Genomic DNA, 20,424 nt, shown 5'->3' with positions numbered 1-20,424 from the left:
TGACGCCACCGCGACGGCGTTCCTCACGGACCGGCGCCGAGCGAACGTCCACTTGCCGGGGAGTCAACCGCACGCCCAGCCCGGAAACCCCCAGACTTGGCCCTGGACGCGACGAAGGCGGCACCTCCCGGGGAAGTGCCGCCTTCGTCGCGTGAGGATCAGTCCTGGTCGCCGCCCAGGACGAAGCGGACCAGGTCGTCCGCGTCCATGTCGCCCACGTCGCCGTCCTCGTCCGGCCGGGCGTCCTCCTCCGGCCGGTCCGCACGGTCCGCCGCCTCCGAGAGCAGCTCCATCAGGCCCAGGGACCGCAGCTGGTCGAACGACACCGCCGCCAGGAACTTCCGGACCCGGGCCTCCTCCGCCGACGCCGGGGCGTCGGCTTCGTCGCCGAACAGCTCGCGGTGGAGGTGGGCCGCCACCGCCTGGGACGTCGGGTGGTCGAACACCAGCGTCGACGGCAGCCGCAAACCGGTGCGCTCGCCCAGGACGTTGCGGACCTCCACCGCCGCCAAGGAGTCCACGCCCATCTCGCGGAACGCCTGCGCCGGCTCGATGTCACCCGGCTCGCCGTAGCCCAGCAGCTCGGCCGCCACCTCGCGGACCAGCCGCAACAGCGCGTCGCGCCGCTCGGCCGGGTCGAGGCCCGCCAGCTCCTCGTGCAGGGTCGCCTCGGCCACCACCGCGTCGCGCTCCGAGCCCGCCGCCGAGAGGGCCTCGCGGACCTCGGGCAGCTCGCTCAGCAACGCGCTCTCGCGGGGCAGCGTGAACGTCTGCGCGAAGCGGTTCCAGTCGAAGTCCGCCGCCAGCACCGCGCCGCGGACGCCGAGCGCGCGGCCGAACGCGACCATCGCCTCCGCCGGCGCCAGCGGCACCAGGCCGTGGCGCTGCATGTGCTCCAGCATGTCGCCCTGCAGCGCCATCCCGGCCTCACCCCAGACGCCCCAGCCGATCGACACGCCGGGCAGGCCGCGGCGTTCGCGGTCTTCGGCCAGCGCGTTGAGGTAGGCGTTCGCCGCGGCGTACGCGCTGAGCTTGCCGCTGCCGAGCATGCCCGACACCGACGAGTACAGCACGAAGAAGTCGAGCGGCCGGTCGCCGACCAGCTCGTCGAGGTGCCGGGCACCCTCGACTTTGGACTTCAGGACGCCCTCGACCTCTTCCAGGGTCAGCGCGACGACGTCGGCACCGTCCTGGGCGACGCCGGCCGCGTGGACGACGCCGCGCAGCGGATCCGATCCGGGGATCGCCGCCAGCACCGCCTCGACCTGGGCGCGATCGGCGACGTCGCACGCCACCACCGACACCTCGGCGCCGCGGCCGGTCAGCTCCTCGACCAGCTCGGCCGCACCCGGCGCGTCGGGGCCGCGACGGCTGGTCAGCAACAGCCGCCGGACGCCGGCGTCGGCCAGCCAGCGGGCCGTCTCGACGCCGAGCGCGCCCGTGCCGCCGGTGATCAGCACCGTGCCCGGACCGGCCAGCGCCGGGGTGACCGCCGGGGTCTCGGCCGCCGTCGTGCGGCGCAGCCGCCGCCCGAGCAACCGGCCGTCGCGCAGCGCGATCTGGTCCTCGCCGTCGAGCCCGGCCAGCACGTGCGGCAGGTTCCGCAGGTCGGCCTCGCCCGGTTCGGCAGACAGCTCGACGAGCCCGCCCCACGCCGCCGCGCGTTCCAGCGCGACGGTGCGCCCGAAGCCCCAGACCGCCGCCTGCCCGACGGTGTCCGCGGCCGCGTGCCGTCCCTCGATCGGGAGCGCCTCGCGGGTCAGGCACCACAGCTTGGCTTCGACCTCGGCCCGGGCCAGCGCCTGGACCAGGACGGCGGTGAGCACGACGCCCGGCGGCGCGGTCGGCGCCGCGTCGATCTTCCGCGTGCTCAGCGCGAGCAGCGAGACGACGCCGTCGAACGGTCCCGGCAGCTCCCCGAGGCGGGCGGCCAGCGCGGCCGGGTCGGGGTCGGTCACCGTCAGCACGGTGACGTCGCCGGGCAGCGCGCCGAGCACCCGAGCGCTCCAGCCGTCGCCGGTGTCGCCGGTGTCTCCGGGGACGACGGCCAGCCAGCGGCCCGGCGCGGCGCTGCCGGCGGGCGGCTTCAGCGGGGTCCAGTCGATGCGGTACCACCAGCGGTCGACGGCGGCCTCGGTGCGCAGCTTCTCCCGCCACGACGCCAGCGCGGGCAGCACGGCGTCCAGCGCGCTCCGGTCGACCTCCAGCGCCGAAGCCAGCACCTCGCCGTCGGTGGCCGCGACCATGCCCCACAGCCGCGCGTCGGCGGCGCTCTCGCCGCTCGCGACGGCCTGCGGCGCCGGTTCCGGCCAGTAGTTCTTGCGCTGGAAGGCATACGTCGGCAGCGGCACGCGCGCGGTGACGCCGGCGCGCTCGTAGAAGGCGGCCCAGTCGATCGTGACACCCTGGGCGTGCGCCCCGGCGACCGCGGTCACCATCCGGCGCCAGTCGCCTTCGCCGGTGTGCAACGTCTCCTGGAACACCAACGGCTCGCCGGTGCGGTCCATGGTCTGCTCGAGCGCCATCTTCAGCACCGGGTTCGGGCTGGGCTCGACGAACGCGCTCGCGCCGCCGGCCACCAGCGCGTCGGCCGCTTCGCCGAACAGCACCGTCTGACGCAGGTTCCGGTACCAGTACCGGGCGTCCAACTCCGCGGTGTCGAGGAGCCCGCCGGTCACCGACGAGAAGAACGGCACGGCCGAGCTGCGCGGCGACACCGGCGCGAGCAGCTCGAGCAGGTCGTCCTCCAGCAGCTCGACCTGGGGCGAGTGCGCGGCGAAGTTCACCCCGGCCAGCCGCCAGCGCATCATGCCGGCGGCCGAAAGCCGCTTCTCCAGCTTCGCCATCGCGGTCTCGTCGCCGGAGACGGTGACCAGCTTGGGGCCGTTCACCGCGGCGATCGAGACCTCGCCGCCGAGCTCCGCGACGAGCGCACGGACGTCGTCGGCCGGGGCGACCACCGAGAGCATCACCCCGGTGCGGGCCAGCTTCTGCCGGATCAGGCGGCTGCGCAGGGCGACCACGCGGGCACCATCCTGAAGGGACAGTCCACCCGCGACACACGCGGCGGCGATCTCGCCCTGCGAGTGCCCGGCCACCGCGGCCGGTTCGACACCGAACTCGCGCCACAGCGCGGCGAGCGACACCATCACCGCCCACAGCGCCGGCTGGACGATGTCGACCTCTTCGAGCGCCTCGGCGTCGTCGAGGACGTCGAGCAGGGACCAGTCGGCGAACTCCGCCAGCGCGGCGGCGCATTCGGCCAGCTTCGCGGCGAACACCGGCGACGCGGCCAGGAGGTCCTTGGCCATCCCGGCCCACTGCGAACCCTGCCCGGGGAAGACGAAGGCCGGGTTGCGCGTCCCGAAGGTCCGTCCGGTCACGACGTCCGGCGCCGCTTCGCCCGCCGCCACCGCGGTCAGCGCGGCGGTGAGCCCGGCCCGGTCCTCACCGACGAGGACGGCCCGGTGGGCGAACGCCGTCCGGCCGGACAGCGCCCGGCCGACCGCCGAGACGTCCTGGCCGTCCAGGTGCGCCAGCAGCCGTTCGGCCTGCCCGCGCAGGGCGCCGGCGGTCCGGCCGGACAGCACCCACGGCACGATCGGCGGCGCCTGCGCCGGTTCGGGCACGGGCGCGAGCGCCGGGCCGGCTTCGAGCACGGCGTGGGCGTTGGTGCCGCTGATGCCGAACGACGACACCGCCGCGCGGCGCACCCGGCCGGTCTCCGGCCACGGCCGGGCGCCGGCGAGCACCTCGACCCCGCTGTCCGCCCAGTCCACATGGGACGACCGCGTTTCGGCGTGCAGTGACCGCGGCAGGACGCCGTGGCGCATCGCGAGGACCATCTTGATGATCCCGGCGACCCCCGCCGCGGCCTGGGTGTGCCCGATGTTGGACTTGACCGAGCCGATCGGCAGCGGGTTTTCGCGGTCCCGGCCGTAGGTGGCGATGAGCGCCTGCGCCTCGATCGGGTCGCCGAGCGCGGTGCCCGTGCCGTGCGCCTCGACCGCGTCGACGTCCGATGTGGACAGTCCGGCGTTCGCCAGCGCGGCGCGGATCACCCGTTGCTGTGAAGGGCCGTTCGGGGCGGTCAGGCCGTTGGACGCGCCGTCGGAGTTGACCGCGGACCCGCGGACGACCGCGAGGATCTCGTGGCCGTTGCGCACCGCGTCGGACTGCCGTTCCAGCAGCAGCATGCCGGCGCCTTCGGCGAAGCCCAGGCCGTCGGCGTCGTCGGAGAACGCCTTGCAGCGCCCGTCCGGCGCGAGCCCGCGCTGGCGGCTGAACCCGACGAACGTGCCCGGCGTGGCCATCACGGTCACCCCGCCGGCCAGCGCCAGCTCGCATTCGCCGCTGCGCAGCGCCTGCGCGGCGAGGTGCAGGGTGACCAGCGACGACGAACAGGCCGTGTCGACGGTCAGCGTCGGGCCTTCGAAGCCGAAGGTGTAGGCGACGCGGCCGGAGGCGACGCTCGGCGAGCTGCCGTTGCTCTCGTACCCGTCGGTGTCGGCGAGGTGGTTGAGCGTCAGGCCGTAGTCGTTGTACATCACGCCGACGAACACGCCGGTGCGGCTGCCACGCAGGGACACCGGGTCCACGCCCGCGCGTTCGACGGCCTCCCAGCCGGTTTCCAGCAGCAGCCGCTGCTGGGCGTCGGTGGCGAGCGCCTCGCGCGGGTTCATCCCGAAGAACTCGGGGTCGAACTCGCCCGCGTCGTGCAGGAAGCCGCCTTCGCGGGTGTAGGTCGTGCCCGGGTGGTCCGGGTCCGGGTGGTAGAGCGACCCGACGTCCCAGCCGCGGTCGGCCGGGAACGCCGTGATGGCGTCGCGTTCTTCGGTGAGCAGCCGCCAGAGGTCCTCGGGCGAGGCGACCCCGCCCGGGAAGCGGCAGCTCATGCCGACGATGACGATCGGGTCGCCGGCCACCGCGGCCGGCGCCGGGGTCTCGGCGGCGACGGCGCCGGAGCCGAGCAGCGCGTCCAGGAGGTGCTCGCCCAGAGCGGCCACGGTCGGGTAGTCGAACACGGCGGTGGCGCCGAGCCGGACACCGGTGACGCCGTCGAGCCGGTTGCGCAGCTCGAGGGCGGTCAGGGAGTCGAAGCCGAGCTGCTGGAACGTCTGCCCGGCGTCGATCGCGCCGCCGTCGGTGTGCCCGAGCACCTGCGCGACCTGGGTGGTGACCAGCTCGCGGACGGCCCGGGTGCGCCCAGCGGCGTCGAGCGCGGTGAGCCGCTGGACGAGCCCGACGGCCGCTTCGGCGCCCGCCGCGGACCGCTTGAGCGGCACCCGGATGAGGCCGCGCAGCACCGGCGGGACGTCACCCATGGCGCGCAGGACGGGCAGGTCGAGCCGGACCGGCGCGACGTCCGGGACCTCGGCGGCGAGGGCGGCGTCGAACAGCGTGGTGCCCAGTTCGGCCGGGATGGCTGGGGTGCCGGCCCGCGCCATGCGCGCGAGGTCGGCTTCGGACAGGGCGCTGGTCATGCCGCTGCCGGTCGCCCACGGACCCCACGCGAGCGAGGTGGCGGGCAGGCCGGCCGCGTGCCGGCGGCGGGCGAGGGCGTCGAGGAAGGCGTTGGCGGCGGCGTAGTTGGCCTGCCCCGCGGTGCCGACGGTGCCGGCGACCGAGGAGAACACGACGAACGACCGGAGGTCCCGGGTCAGCTCGTGCAGGTTCCAGGCCCCGGCGACCTTGGGTCGCAACACCCGCGCGAAGCTCTCCGCGGTCTGGGAGTCCAGAACTCCGTCGTCGAGGACGCCGGCGCTGTGCACCACAGCGGTCAGCGGGTGTTCGAGCCCGTCGATGAGCGTCTTGAGGGCGTCCCGATCGGCGACGTCACAGGCGACGGCGGTGGCTTCGGCGCCGTGCGCGGCGAGCTCCGCGACGAGCGTGGCGACCTCGGCGGGGTCTCCCCCGCTGCGGCTCACGAGCAGCAGCCGCCGCATCCCGTGTTCGGCGGCGAGGTGCCGGGCGAAGACGGCACCGAGGCCACCGGTGCCGCCGGTGACGAGGACGGTGCCGTCCGGGTCGCCGAAGGCCGGCGTTTCGGGCCGGACCGCGACCCGGGCGAGCCGACCGCCGTGCACCCGCCCGTCCTTGACGGCAACCTGCGGCTCACCGGCCGCGAGGGCGGCGGCCAGGTGCGCACCGGTGTCGTCGAGATCGAGAAGCGTGACGCGGCCGGGGTGCTCGGCCTGCGCCGAGCGCACCAGACCCCACACCGCCGCGGCGACGGGATCGCCCTCGGTGGCCCCGCGGGTGAGGACGGCCAGGCGGGTTTCGCGGAGGCGGTCGTCGGCGAGCCAGCGCTGGAGGAGGTCCAGGATCCGGGTGGTGAGGTCGAGGGCGGCGGTGGCGAGGTCGCCGGCCGGCGGGTCGAGGAGGGGCAGGACGACCAGGCCGGGTGCGGCGCTGGCCGCGGCTTCGAGGTCGGCGAAGGTGGTGGAGATCCCGGCTGAGGCGAGGAGCTCGGCGGTTTCGGGCGCGGAGGACGTGGGGTCGGAGTCGGAGTCGGCTGAAGAAGCCTCACCCGGCGCACCGGAGCCCGCTGAGCCCGGACTCGAAGCAACCAGATCACCGCCCAGCGCACCGGAACTCGCTGAGTCCCGACCCGAACCAACCAGATCACCGCCCAGCGCACCGGAACCCGCCGAGGCCGGACCCGAACCAACCGGATCATCACCCGGCACGCCGGAGCTCGCCGAGTCCGGACCCGCACTAGCCGGACCACCGCCCAGCGCGCCAGAGCCCGCCGAGCCGCCGCCGGGTGTCGGCAGGAACAGCACTCCCGCCGTGCCGAGCTCCTTCGGCTCCACCGCCAACGGAGTCCACGTCAACCGGTACAGGTTCTCCTGGCCCACCGGGCCCGAACGCACCTCCGCCGGCTGCCGCAGGCGCAGGCTTGCCACCTCGGCCACCAGCTCGCCGGCCGTGTCCGCGATCGTCAGTGACACCCCCGCGCCGGTGCGGGCGATCCGGACGCGGACCGAAGCCGCGCCGGTGGCGTGCAGCTGCACACCCTCCCACGCGAACGGCAGCCCCGCCTCGCCGCCGAGCAGGCCGATCGCATGCAAGCACGCGTCGAACAGCGCCGGGTGCAGGCCGAACGCGCCGGCCTCGCCCGCGTCGTCCGCGGGCAGCGCCACCTCGGCGAACACCTCGTCGCCCGACACCCAGGCCGCCTTCAGGCCGCGGAACGTGCCGTCGTACGCCAACCCCGATCCCGCCAGGCTTTCGTAGTGCGAAGACAGGCCGGCCGGCGCCGCGGACGGGGGCCACGGGAAGACCTCCGCCGACGCGCGGTGCGGGCCGAGCGCGCCGGTCGCGTGCCGGACCCACGTCAGGTCGTCGCCGTCCTCCGGTCGCGAGTGGACGGTCAGTGTCCGGCGGCCGTCCTCGCGCGCCTTCGAAACGAGCAGCTGCAGCTGGACACCGCCGCCCTCCGGCAGCACCAGCGGCGCCTCCAGGGTCAGCTCGTCCAGGCACGGGGTGCCGGCTTCACCGCCGGCGCGCAGGGCCAGCTCCGCGAACACCGTCCCGGGCAGCACCACCGCTCCTCCGACGACGTGCCCGCGCAGCCACGGGTGCCCCGACACCGACAGCCGGCTGGTCAGCAGCACCTCGTCTGACCCGGCCGGGCGCACCACGGCCCCGACCATCGGGTGGCCGCCGACGCCCAGGCCCGCCGCCGTCGCGTCCCCGCGGGGAGTCGCGCCGCCGCGGGGCCAGAACCGCTCGCGCTGGAACGCATACGTCGGCAGCTCCGCGCGCCGCCCGCCGGGCAGCACCGCCGCCCAGTCGACGCGGACGCCGGCCACGTGGAGGCCCGCGAGCCCGGCCAGCGCCGCCCGCGGCTCGGGGTTTTCCTTGCGCAGCAACGGGACCGTGATCGCGTCGGCGAGCACACCCGCCGTCATGGCGGACAGGACGCCGTCCGGGCCGAACTCGGCGAACACCCGTACGCCGTGCTCGTGCAGCGCCGTCACCCCGTCGGCGAACCGGACCGTGCGGCGGACGTTGGCCACCCAGTGCTCCGCCGAGAACTCCGTGACGAGCGCACCGGTGACCGTCGAAACCACCGGGATCCGCGGCGGCGCGTACGTCAGCCCTTCGGCGACCGCGCGGAAGTCCGCGAGCATCGGGTCCATCAGCGGCGAGTGGAAAGCGTGCGACACGGTCAGCCGCTTGGTCTTCTCGAACCGGCCCGCGACCGCGAGCACGGCCTCCTCGGCCCCGGCGAGCACGACGGCGTCCGGGCCGTTGACCGCCGCGATCGCGACGTCGTCGCCCAGCAGGGGCCGGACCTCGTCCTCGGTCGCCCGCACCGACACCATCGCGCCGCCGGCCGGCAGCGCGCCCATCAGCTCGGCGCGGGCCCGCACCAGCGTGCAGGCGTCGGGCAGGGACAGCACCCCCGCGACGTGCGCGGCCGCGATCTCGCCGACCGAGTGCCCGAGCACGTGGTCGGGCCGCACGCCCCACGACTCGAAGAGCCGGTAGAGCGCGACTTCCAGGGCGAACAGCGCGGGTTGCGCGGCGGCCGTGCCGGCCAGCCGCCGGGAGTTCTCGCCCCAGACGATCCCGGCCCAGTCGCCGGGCAGCTGCTCGGCGATCGTGTCCCAGGCCCGGGCGAACACGGGGTACCGCGCGTAGAGCCGGCGGCCCATGCCGAGCCGCTGGGCGCCCTGGCCGGCGAACACCGCGGCCAGCTTCGCCTGCTCGGCGACCCGGCCGGTGACGACGGCCGGGTGCGGTTCGCCGGCGGCGAGCGCGTCCAGCGCGGCGGCCAGCTCCCCGCGGTGCTCCGAGAGCACCACCGCGCGGTGGTCGAACGCGGCCCGGCCGGTGGCGAGGGTGTGGCCGGCGTCGACGCGGTTGACGTCGAGCCCGGCCAGGCGCGCGGCCTGCTCGCGCAGGGCCGGTTCCGTGGTGGCCGACAGCGGCCACGGCACGACCCCGGCGTCCGGCGGCTCCGGGACGGCCACGGGTTCCGGCGCCTGCTCGAGGATCGTGTGGGCGTTGGTGCCGCTGATGCCGAACGACGACACCGCGGCGCGCCGCGCCCGGCCGGTCTCCGGCCACGGCCGGTTCCCGGTGACGACCTCGACGTCCCCGCTCGCCCAGTCGACGTGCGAAGACACCGCTCCGGCGTGCAGCGACGGCGGGACGACGCCCTGCCGCAGCGCGGCCACCATCTTGATCACGCCGGCCACGCCGGCCGCGGCCTGCGTGTGGCCGATGTTCGACTTCACCGAGCCGAGCAGCAGCGGGGTTTCGCGCTCCTGGCCGTAGGTGGCCAGCAGGGCCTGCGCCTCGATCGGGTCGCCCAGCGTGGTCCCGGTGCCGTGGCCTTCGACGACATCGACGTCCGAAGTGGACAGACCGGCGACGGAAAGCGCCTGGCGGATCACGCGTTGCTGCGACGGGCCGTTCGGGGCGGTCAGGCCGTTGGACGCGCCGTCGGAGTTGACCGCGCTGCCCCGCACCACGGCGAGGATCGGGTGCCCGTTGCGCTTCGCGTCGGAAACCCGTTCCAGCAGCAGCATCCCGGCGCCTTCGGACCAGCCGACGCCGTCCGCGCCGTCGCCGAAGGACTTGCAGCGGCCGTCCGGGGAAAGCCCGCGCTGGCGCGAGAACCCGACGAACGTGCCCGGGGTCGACATGACCGTGACACCCCCGGCGAGCGCCAGCGAGCACTCCCCCGAGCGCAGGGCCTGCGCGGCCCAGTGCAGGGCCACCAGCGACGACGAACACGCCGTGTCGACGGTGACCGCCGGGCCCTCCAGGCCGAGCACGTAGGCGACGCGCCCGGAAGCGACACTGCCCGCGCTGCCGTTGCCCTGGTAGGCCTCGAGGTCCGCGCCCGCGACCAGGCTGTTGTAGTCGTTGTACATCACGCCGGCGAAGACGCCGGTCCGGCTGCCGCGCAGGCTGCGCGGGTCGATGCCGGCCCGCTCGAACGCCTCCCACGAGACTTCGAGGAGCAGCCGCTGCTGGGTGTCGGTCGCGACCGCCTCGCGCGGGCTCATCCCGAAGAAGGCCGCGTCGAACTCGGCCGCGTCGTGCAGGAAGCCGCCGTGGCGGGTGTAGGAGGTGCCCGGGTGGTCCGGGTCGGGGTCGTAGAGCGCGTCGACGTCCCAGCCGCGGTCGCCGGGGAACTCGGTGATCGCGTCGGTGCCGCCGGCGACCAGGTCCCAGAGCTCTTCCGGGGTGGTGACGCCGCCCGGGTAGCGGCAGCTCATCGCGACGATCGCGATCGGCTCGTCGGCCACCGCGGCCCGGACCGGCGCGACGTCGACGCGGTCGCCGTCCCCTTCGCCGAGGTGCTCGGCGAGGTGCCGGGCCAGCGCGGTGACCGTCGGGTAGTCGAACACCGTCGTGGCCGGCAGTGCGACGCCGGACGCGGCGGTCAGCTTGTTGCGCAGGTCGACCGCGGTGAGCGAGTCGAACCCCAGCTCCTGGAACGTCTTCGTCGCCGAGACGGCCGTGGCGCCGGAATGGCCGAGCACGAGCGCGACCTGGTCACGCACGAGCGTCAGCAGCAGGTCGGCCCGCTCGTCCGGGGTCAGGCCGGCGAGGCGGCGGACCAGCCCGGCCGAGCCGCGGCCGGCCTGCTTGCGGCCGGTGACACGCACCAGGCCGCGCAGCAGCGGCGGGATCTCCGGCTGCGTCCGGATCACCGGGAGGTCGAGGCGGACCGGCAGCAGCACCGCGCGATCGGTGGTGAGCGCCCGGTCGAAGAGCCGGATGCTCTGCTCCGGCTGCAGCACGGGCATGCCGAGCCGGGCCATCCGTTCGAAGTCGGCTTCGCCGAGGGTCCGGGTCATGCCGGTGGCCGCGGCCCACGGACCCCAGCCCAGCGACTGCGCCGGGAGGCTCTCAGCCGCGCGGTGCAGGGCGAGCGCGTCGAGGAACGCGTTGGCCGCGGCGTAGTTCGCCTGGCCGGCGCCGCCGAAGGTGCCCGCGACCGAAGAGAACGAGACGAACGCTCGGAGCGGGAGGTCGCGGGTCAGCTCATGCAGGTTCCAGGCCGCGTCGACCTTCGGGCGCAGCACAGCCGCCAGCCGGTCCGGCGTGAGCGAGCCGAGGACGCCGTCGTCGAGGACACCGGCGGTCTGCACGACCGCGGTGAGCGGGTGCTCGGCCGGGACGGCGGCGAGCAGGGCCGCCAGCGCGTCGCGGTCGGCGATGTCGCAGGCCTCGACGTCGACGTGGGCGCCGGCCGCGGTGAGGCCGGCGGCCAGCTCGGCCGCGCCGTCGGCGGCCGGGCCGCGGCGGCCGACCAGCAGCAGGCGCCGCGCGCCGTGCTCGGTGACGAGGTGGCGGGCCAGCAGCCCGCCGAGCCCGCCGGTGCCCCCGGTGATGAGCACGGTGCCCTCCGGGTCCCAGCCGGGGCTTTCGGCATCCGGCGCGTCGGCGCGCGCGAGGCGGGCGGCCCGCGGTTCGCCGTTGACGAGCGTGAGCTGCGGTTCACCGGTGGTGAGCGCGGCTGGCAACGCGGTCAGGGACGCGTCGGCGCCGTCGAGGTCGATCAGCGCGACGCGGCCCGGGTGCTCGACCTGGGCGGTGCGGACCAGGCCCCACACGGCGGCCGCGGGCAGGTCGGCCCCGGTCGTCGCGCCGCGGGTGACCAGGACGAGCCGCGCGGGCCGCTCGCCGGCCAGCCAGTCCTGCAGCACGCCCAGCACGTGCGTGGTCAGTTCGTGGGTCTCCCGCACGATGTCGGCGCCTTCGGCGGCGGCGACCGGCCACAGGACAACGCCGTCCCGGGCGTCGAGGGGGCCGGAAAGCCGCGCGGCGGCCGGGAACACCCCGGCGACGCCGAGCGGGTCGGCCCCGGCGACCGAGACCGGGCCGGTTTCGGGCGCGCCGACGGCGATCGGCGCCCAGTCGAGCCGGAACAGCGAGTCGCGGTCGACGGCCGGCGCCGCGGACTGGGGCCGCAGCACGAGCGAACGCACGGTCGCGACCGGCTCGCCGTCGGGATCGACCAGGTGCAGGGACACCGCGTCGTCGCCGGCGGGCGTGACGCGCAGCCGCACCGCGGTCGCGCCCGAGGCGTGCACGGTGACGCCCTCCCACGAGAACGGCAGGGCGCCCGGCCGCACGGCGGAGCTGAACGACGTCGCGTGCAGGCACGCGTCGAGCAGCGCCGGGTGCAGGCCGAACCCCTCGGCGGGCTCGTCCTCGGGCAGCTCGGCTTCGGCGTAGACGTCTTCGCCGTGGCTCCACGCGGCGGTCAGGCCGCGGAACGCCGGGCCGTACTCGAAACCCTGGTCGGCGAACCGGTCGTAGAGGCCGTCGAGGTCGATCTCGGTGGCGTCGGCCGGGCGGGTGACCGCGGCCGCGGGCTCGGCGGCAGGACGCAGCGTACCGCCGGCGTGACGGGTCCACAGCTCGTCGGGGGCGTCTTCGCGGCGCGAGTAGATCGAGACCGGCCGCTCGCCGTCCTCGCCCGGGGCGCCGACGGCGACCTGGACGTGCGTGCCGGTCTCCTCGGCCAGGACCAGCGGCGCTTCGAGGGTCAGCTCGCCGGCGGCCGGGCAGCCGGCCTGCTCGCCGGCCGCGGTGGCCAGCTCCAGCAGCGCGGTGCCCGGCAGCAGCACCGAGCCGGCGATCCGGTGCCCGGCCAGCCACGGGTGCGACGCAAGGGAAAGCCGTGCGGTGTAGAGGAAACCGTCCGACTCGGGCAGCTCGATGCCGCCGCTCAGCAGCGGGTGGGCGACGGCGTCGAGGCCGGCGCCGCCGGTCAGCAGGGCCACCCGCGGCCAGAACCGTTCGTGCTGGAACGGGTACGTCGGCAGCTCGACCGCCCGGCCGGTGTCCAGGTAGGACTCCCAGCCGACGTCGACACCGTGCAGGTGCAATGCGGTGAGCGCGTCGACGACCGAGTCGTCTTCGTCGCGGTCGCGGCGCAGGCATGGGACGGCGACCGCTTCCGGCGGCAGGGTTTCCGCGGCCAGCGCGCTGAGCACGCCGGCCGGGCCGAGTTCCAGGAACGCCGTGACGCCGTCGGCGAGCAGGGTCGAGACGCCGTCGGCGAACCGGACGGCGGCGCGGACGTGCCGCACCCAGTAGTCCGCTGTGGACAGTTCGTCACCGGCGACCGCGCCGGTCAGGTTCGACACCACCGGAAGCTCGACGGGCGCGTACTCGACCGTCTCCGCGACGGCGCGGAAGTCCTCGAGCATCGGGTCCATCAGCGGCGAGTGGAAGGCGTGGCTCACGTCGAGCCGGCGGGTGCGGCGCCCGTCCGCGGCGAAGGTGGCGGCGAGCTCGGTGACGGCGTCCGCGTCGCCCGAGACGACGACCGACTCCGGCCCGTTGACCGCGGCGATCGAAACCCGGTCGGTCAGGGCTTCCGACACAGCGGCTTCGGGGGCGTTGATCGCGACCATCGCGCCGCCGGCGGGCAGCGCGGCCATCAGGCGGCCGCGGGCGGCGACCAGGCGACAGGCGTCCTCGAGGGAGAAGACCCCGGCGACGTGCGCCGCGGCCAGCTCGCCGATCGAGTGCCCGAGCAGCAGGTCCGGCGTGACACCCCAGGAGCGCACCAGCCGGAACAGCGCGACCTCGAGCGCGAACAGCGCGGGCTGGGCGAGGTCGGTGGACTCCAGCGACCCGTCGGCGTCGAACATCTTTTCCCGCAGCGGAAAGTCGAACTGCGCGCAGACCTCGTCGAGGGCGGCGGCGAACACCGGGAACCGGTCGTGGAGGACCCGGCCGGCGCCGGCGCGCTGGGCGCCCTGGCCGGTGAACAGGAACGCCGTGCGGGCACCGGAAACCGCTTCGCCGGTCGTGAGACCCGGCGCCTCGGCGCCCGCGGCCAGGGCGGCGAGCGCCGCGAGCGGGTCGCCGGTCAGCACCGCGCGGTGCTCGAAGGTCGTGCGGGTCGTGGCCAGCGACCAGGCGACGTCACCGGGCCGGTCGCCGACCGCGGTGGCCAGCAGCCGGGTCGCCTGCGCCCGCAGGGCTTCCGGGGTGCGGGCCGACAGCAGCCACGGCGCGGGCCGCTCGGCGGACGCGGGTCCCGGCTCGGCCGCCGGGGGCTGTTCCAGCACGACGTGGGCGTTGGTGCCGCTGATGCCGAACGACGACACCGCCGCGCGGCGCGGGCGCCCGGTCTCCGGCCACGGCCGGGTCGCGGTGACCAGCTCGATGTCCCCAGCCGTCCAGTCCACATGGGACGACGGCGCGTCGACGTGCAGGGTCTTCGGCACCACGCCGGACCGCAGCGCGTACACGGACTTGATCACGCCGGCGACCCCGGCCGCCGCCTGGGTGTGCCCGAGGTTCGACTTGACCGAGCCGAGCAGCAGCGGCCGGAACTCGTCACGCTCCTGGCCGTAGGTGGCCAGCAGCGCCTGGGCCTCGATCGGGTCGCCCAGCGTGGTGCCGGTGCCGTGGCCTTCGACGACGTCGACGTCCGAAGTGGACAGTCCGGCGGCGGTGAGCGCCTGGCGGATCACGCGTTGCTGCGACGGGCCGTTCGGGGCGGTCAGGCCGTTGGACGCGCCGTCGGAGTTGACCGCGCTGCCGCGGACCACGGCGAGGACCGGGTGTCCGTTGCGCTTCGCGTCGGACAGCCGTTCCAGGACGAGGACGCCGACCCCTTCGGACCAGCCGACCCCGTCGGCGGCGTCGGCGTAGGACTTGCAGCGGCCGTCGGCGGCGAGGCCGCGCTGGCGGCTGAAGTCGATGAACGTGCCCGGGGTCGCCATCACGGTGACGCCGCCGGCGAGCGCCAGCTCGCACTCGCCGCGCTGCAGCGCGGTCGCGGCCATGTGCAGCGCGACCAGCGACGACGAGCACGCCGTGTCGACGGTGACCGACGGCCCTTCTAGGCCGAAGACGTAGGACAGCCGGCCGGACAGCACGCTGCCCGCGTTGCCGGTGCCGAGGTAGCCGAGCGAGTCGGCCGGGAACTCGACGTTCGCGCCGAGGTAGTCGTGGTACATGATGCCCGCGTAGACGCCGGTGCGGCTGCCGCGCAGGGTTTCCGGCCGGATGCCCGCGCGTTCCAGGGCCTCCCAAGACGTTTCGAGCAGCTGCCGCTGCTGCGGGTCCATCGCGAGGGCCTCGCGCGGGGAGATGCCGAAGAAGCCGGGGTCGAAGCCGGCGACGTCGTCGAGAAAGCCGCCTTCGCGGGTGTAGCTGGTGCCCGCGTGGTCGGGGTCCGGGTGGTAGAGCGCGTCGACCGGCCAGCCGCGGTCGCCCGGGAAGTGGGAGACGCCGTCCCCGTCGCCGAGCACGAAGTCCCACAGCTCGTCGGGCGAGGTGATGCCGCCCGGGTAGCGGCAGCCCATGGACACGATGACCACCGGGTCGGCTTCGACCGGCGTCGCGCGCACCGGGGTCGGCGTGGTGGCGTCGAGGGTGCCGACCAGCTCGTCGTGCAGGTGGCGGGCCAGCGCGAGGACGGTCGGGTAGTCGAAGACGAGCGTCGCGGGCAGGCGCAGGCCGGTGTCGGCCTGGACGGCGTTGCGCAGCTCGACCGCGGACAGCGAGTCGAAGCCGAGGTCCGAAAAGGACTGCCCGGGTTCGACCTGGCCGAGCGAGCTGTAGCCGAGGAGACCGACGACGTGCGTGCGGACGAGGTCGACCAGCGCGCGCTGCCGGTCGGCCGGGGCGAGCCCGGCGAGCCGCGCGGTGAGGCCGGAGTCGGCCCGCGGCCGGCGGCGCGCGCTCCCCCGGACCAGGCGGCGCAGCAACGGCGGCACCTCGGGCGCGGCCGAGAGCGTGTCGAGGTCCAGCCGGACCGGGGCGAGCAGAGCGTCGTCGGCGCCGAGGGCGGCGTCGAACAGGCTCAAGCCCTGCTCGACGGTCAGCGGCGGCGTGCCCGCGCGGGTCATCCGGTCGCGGTCGGCGTCGGTGAGAGTGCCGGCCATGCCGGTCTCCCACGCGCCCCAGGCGAGGCTCACGGCGGCCTGGCCGTGCGCGCGCCGGTGGGCGGCGAGGGCGTCGAGGAAGGCGTTGCCGGCGGCGTAGTTGCCCTGCCCGGCCGCGCCGAAAACCCCGGCCACGGAAGAGAACAGCACGAAGGTCTCGGCGTGTTCGGCCAGTTCGTGGAGGTGCCAGGCGGCGTCGACCTTGGGGCGCAGGACGGCGTCGAGCTGGTCTTCGTTCAGCGACCCGAAGGTGGCGTCGTCGAGCCTGCCCGCGGTGTGCACAACGGCGGTGATCTCGTGCTCGGCGAAGATCCGGGCGAGGGCGTCGCGATCGGTTACGTCGCAAGCGATCGCGGTGGCGTCGACGCCCAGCTCGGCGATCAGCTCGGCCGCACCCGGCGTATCGGGGCCGCGGCGGCCGACGAGCAGCAGGCGGCGGGCGCCGTGCTCGGCGACCAGGTGGCGGGCGAGGTGCGAACCCAGGCCGCCGAGGCCGCCGGTGATGAGGACGGTGCCGTCGAAGCGGCCTTCGGCAGCGGGTGCGACAGCCGCCCGGCCGAGCCGCGGGACGTGCAGCCGCCCCTCGCGGACGACGACCTTCGGCTCCCCCAGCCCGACGGCCGCGGCGAGCAGCTCGTCGTCATCGGTGTCGACGAGCGTGATGCGGCCGGGCTGTTCGGCCTGCGCGGAGCCGAGGAGGCCCCAGATCGGCGCGGTCGCGAAGTCGGTCGAACTGGCGACGACCACCAGGTGGGAGTCCGTGGAGTGATCCAGCCAGTCTTGAACGGTGTGGAGGACTTCGCGCAGGGTCTCGCGGACGGCTTCGGGGGTGTCCCCGCCGGTCGGCCGGTAGACGACGTGGGAGGGCGTCCCGGTGGCGTCTTCCAGGGCCGGCCAGTCCACCGGACCGGCCGCCGCGCTCGCCGGGACCGGGACCCAGTCCACGGTGAACAGGGACTCGTGCCGGGCTTTCCGGCCCGCGCCGGTGCCCGCGGCCACCGGTCGAAGGGCCAACGCCTCCACCGAGGCGACCGGCTCGCCCGCCGTGTCGGCGACCTCGATGGCCACCGACACCGGGTCCGCCGCGTCGATCCGCACCCGCAGCGCCGACGCGCCCGGCGCGTGCAGCGTGACGTCCGACCACGCGAACGGCAGCAGCCGGTCCGCGTCCTCGCCGCGGTCCGCCGCGCCCAGCGCGTGCAACGCCGCGTCGAGTACCGCCGGGTGCAGCCCGTACGCGTCGGTCGCGCCGGCCTGCTCGGGCCGGGTCACCTCGGCGAACACCTCGGTCCCGCGGCGCCAGACGCGCTCCAGCCCCTGGAACGCCGGGCCGTAGCCGAACCCGGCCGACGCCAAGCCGTCGTAGAACCCGGTGAGGTCGACTTCCTCGGCCTCGGCGGGCGGCCACTCGACCGGCGCCGGGGCCGCGGCGCCCGGCGCGAGCACACCGCCGGCGTGCCGTTCCCACGCCGTGTCCTCGGGTTCGTCCTCGAGTCGCGAGTGGACGGTGAACGCGCGCCGCCCCGCGTGGTCCGGGGCGCCGACGAGCAGCTGCAGCCGGACGCCACCCCGGTCGGGGAGCACCAGCGGCGCTTCGAGGGTGAGCTCGGCGACGCGCGGGCAGCCGACGCTGTCGCCCGCCCGCATCGCCAGCTCCAGGAAAGCCGTGCCGGGCAACAGGATCGCGCCCATGATGACGTGGTCGGCCAGCCACGGTGTCGCCGTGGCGGAGAGCCGGCCGGTGAACAGGTGGCCTTCACCGTCGGCCAGGCCGGTCGCCGCGCCGAGCAGCGGGTGACCGGCCGCGGTCAGGCCGAGCCCGCCCGGGTCGGTCGCCACCGCGCCCGGCGGCGTCGCGGCCGGCCAGTAGCGCTCGTGCTGGAACGCGTACGTCGGCAGGTCGATCAGCCGCGCACCGGCGTAGAACCCGCGCCAGTCAACGGGAACACCGGCGACGTGCAGCGCGGCGACCGCGGAGGCCGCGGACTGCTCTTCCGGCCGTCCGGCCCGCAGCAGTGGCACACACTTGACGTCGTCGCCGGCGCCACTCGCCATCGCGGACAGCACGCCGTCCGGGCCCAGCTCGACGAACCGGGTGACGTCCCGGTCGGCCAGCCACCGCACGCCGTCGCCGAACCGGACAGTGTCCCGCACATGGGACACCCAGTAGGCCGGATCCTGAAGCTCCCCAGCCGTCGCGACGAGGCCGGTGCGGTTCGAAACGATCGGCAGCGTCGCCTCGCCGTAGGAGATCCGGCGCGCGACGGCGGCGAACTCGCCGAGCATCGGCTCCATCCGCGCCGAGTGGAAGGCGTGGCTCACCCGCAGCCGCTTGGTCCGCCGGTCGCCCAGCGCGGTTTCCAGGGCGTCGATGGCCGCCGCGTCCCCGGAGAACACCACGGAGTCCGGCCCGTTGACCGCGGCCAGCGAGACCTCCGGGCCGGTGATCAGCTCACGGGCTTCGGCCTCGGTGAGCTCGGCGGCCAGCATCGCGCCCCCGACCGGCAGCTCCTGCATGAGCCGGCCGCGCGCGGTGACGAGCGCACAAGCGTCTTCCAGCGAGAACACCCCGGCGACGTGCGCCGCGGCCAGCTCGCCGACGGAGTGCCCGAGCAGGTAGTCCGGCCGCAGCCCCCACGACTCCACGAGCCGGAAGAGCGCGACCTCCAGGGCGAACAGCGCGGCCTGCGCGTGCTTCGTGTCGTCGAGACCGGCGCCGGTGCGCACGACCTCGGTGAGCGCCGGGTCGAGGTGGGCGCACACGGCGTCCCACGCCTCGGCGAACACCGGGAACGCTTCGCGCAGTTCCAGGCCCATCCCGGCGCGCTGCGACCCCTGTCCGGTGAACAGGAACGCGACCGCTCCGGACGTCGCGACGCCGGAAGGACCGTTCCCCTCGGCCAGCGCGGACAGTCCAGCTCGCAGGTCGTCCACAGTGGACCCGGTGACGACCGCGCGGTGCGGCAGCGCGGCCCGCGAGACCCCGAGCGAGTAAGCCAGGTCCACGAGCGACGGCTCTGAGTCCACAAAGGACAGCAAGCGGGCGGCCTGGCCCCGCAGTCCGGCGGCGTTCTTGCCGGACACCGGCCAGTTCAGCACGCCGGGCACCCGCGGCGCCGGCTCGGCCACGGCCTCGACCGCGGGCGCCTGCTCCAGGATGACGTGCGCGTTGGTGCCGCTCAGCCCGAACGACGAGACGCCGGCCCGGCGCGGCCGCCCGGTCGCCGGCCACGGCCGGGTGCCGGTGACCAGCGCGAGCCCGCTGCCGTCCCAGTCCAGCGCCGACGTCGGCGCGTCGACGCCCAGGGTCTCCGGCAGGACGCCGTGCTGCAGCGCCAGGACCATCTTCAGCACCCCGGCCACACCGGCGGCGGCCTGGGTGTGCCCGAGGTTCGACTTGACCGAGCCCAGCCACAGCGGCTCGCCGTCGCGGTCGCGGCCGTAGGTGGCGGCCAGCGCGCGGGCCTCGATCGGGTCGCCGAGGGTGGTGCCGGTGCCGTGCGCCTCGACGGCGTCGACGTCGGCCGGGGTCAGCCCCGCGCCGGCGAGCGCCGCGCGGATGACCCGTTCCTGCGCCGGGCCGCTCGGGGCGGTCAGGCCGTTGGACGCGCCGTCCTGGTTGACCGCGCTGCCGCGCAGGACCGCGAGCACGCGATGGCCGTTGCGCTCGGCGTCGGACAGCCGTTCGAGCACGAGGACACCGGCGCCCTCACCCCAGCCGGTGCCCGCGGCGCCCTCGGCGAACGAGCGGCAGCGGCCGTCGGGCGCGAGCCCGCGCTGACGGCTGAAGGCGATGAACAACGTCGGTGTGGCCATCACGGTCGCGCCGCCGGCCAGGGCCAGGGAGCAGTCGCCGCGGCGCAGCGCGTGCGCGGCCAGGTGCATCGCGACCAGTGACGCCGAGCATGCGGTGTCGACGGTGATCGCCGGGCCTTCGAGACCGAGCGCGTAGGCGACCCGGCCGGACAGGACACTCGAGGCGTTGGCCGTCGAAAGGTAGTCCTCGGCGCCTTCGGCGGCGCTCGCCGCGAGGTGGATGTAGTCCTGGAAGTTCGTGCCGGTGAACACCCCGGTCGCCGAGCCGCGCAGCGACGACGGGTCGATCCCGGCGCGCTCGACCGCCTCCCACGAGATCTCCAGCATCAGCCGCTGCTGCGGGTCCATGACCAGCGCCTCGCGCGGCGAGATGCCGAAGAACGCCGGGTCGAAGTCGCCCGCGTCGTGCAGGAACCCGCCGTGGCGCACATACGACGTGCCGCGCGACGCGCCGTCCGGGTCGTGCAGCCGCTCGACGTCCCAGCCGCGGTCGGCGGGGAACTCCGTGATGGCGTCCCGGCCCTCGGAAAGCAGGTCCCACAACGCTTCGGGGCTCGACGCCCCGCCGGGGAAGCGGCAGCCGAGGCCGACGACCGCGATCGGCTCCTGGTCGGCCGTCTCGGCCTCCCGCAGCTTCGCGCGGGTCTCCTGCAGCTCCACGGTGACCCGCTTGAGGAAGTGCCGGAGCTTTTCTTCGTTGTCCATCAGCGCTCGCCCATCC

1 protein-coding gene is annotated in these 20,424 nt (G+C 75.3%); it reads right to left on the bottom strand.

The features are described 5' to 3' along the window. Nucleotides 1–158: 158 nt before the first annotated feature. A complete protein-coding gene (locus ACZ63J_RS20820; protein ID WP_465439570.1) occupies nucleotides 159–20,408 on the bottom strand; it encodes a type I polyketide synthase in 20,250 nt (6,749 codons plus the stop codon). Nucleotides 20,409–20,424: the final 16 nt, after the last annotated feature.

It is taken from the genome of Amycolatopsis sp. NPDC104863 (assembly GCF_055582965.1).
This window is presented reverse-complemented; position numbering and strand designations above follow the sequence as displayed.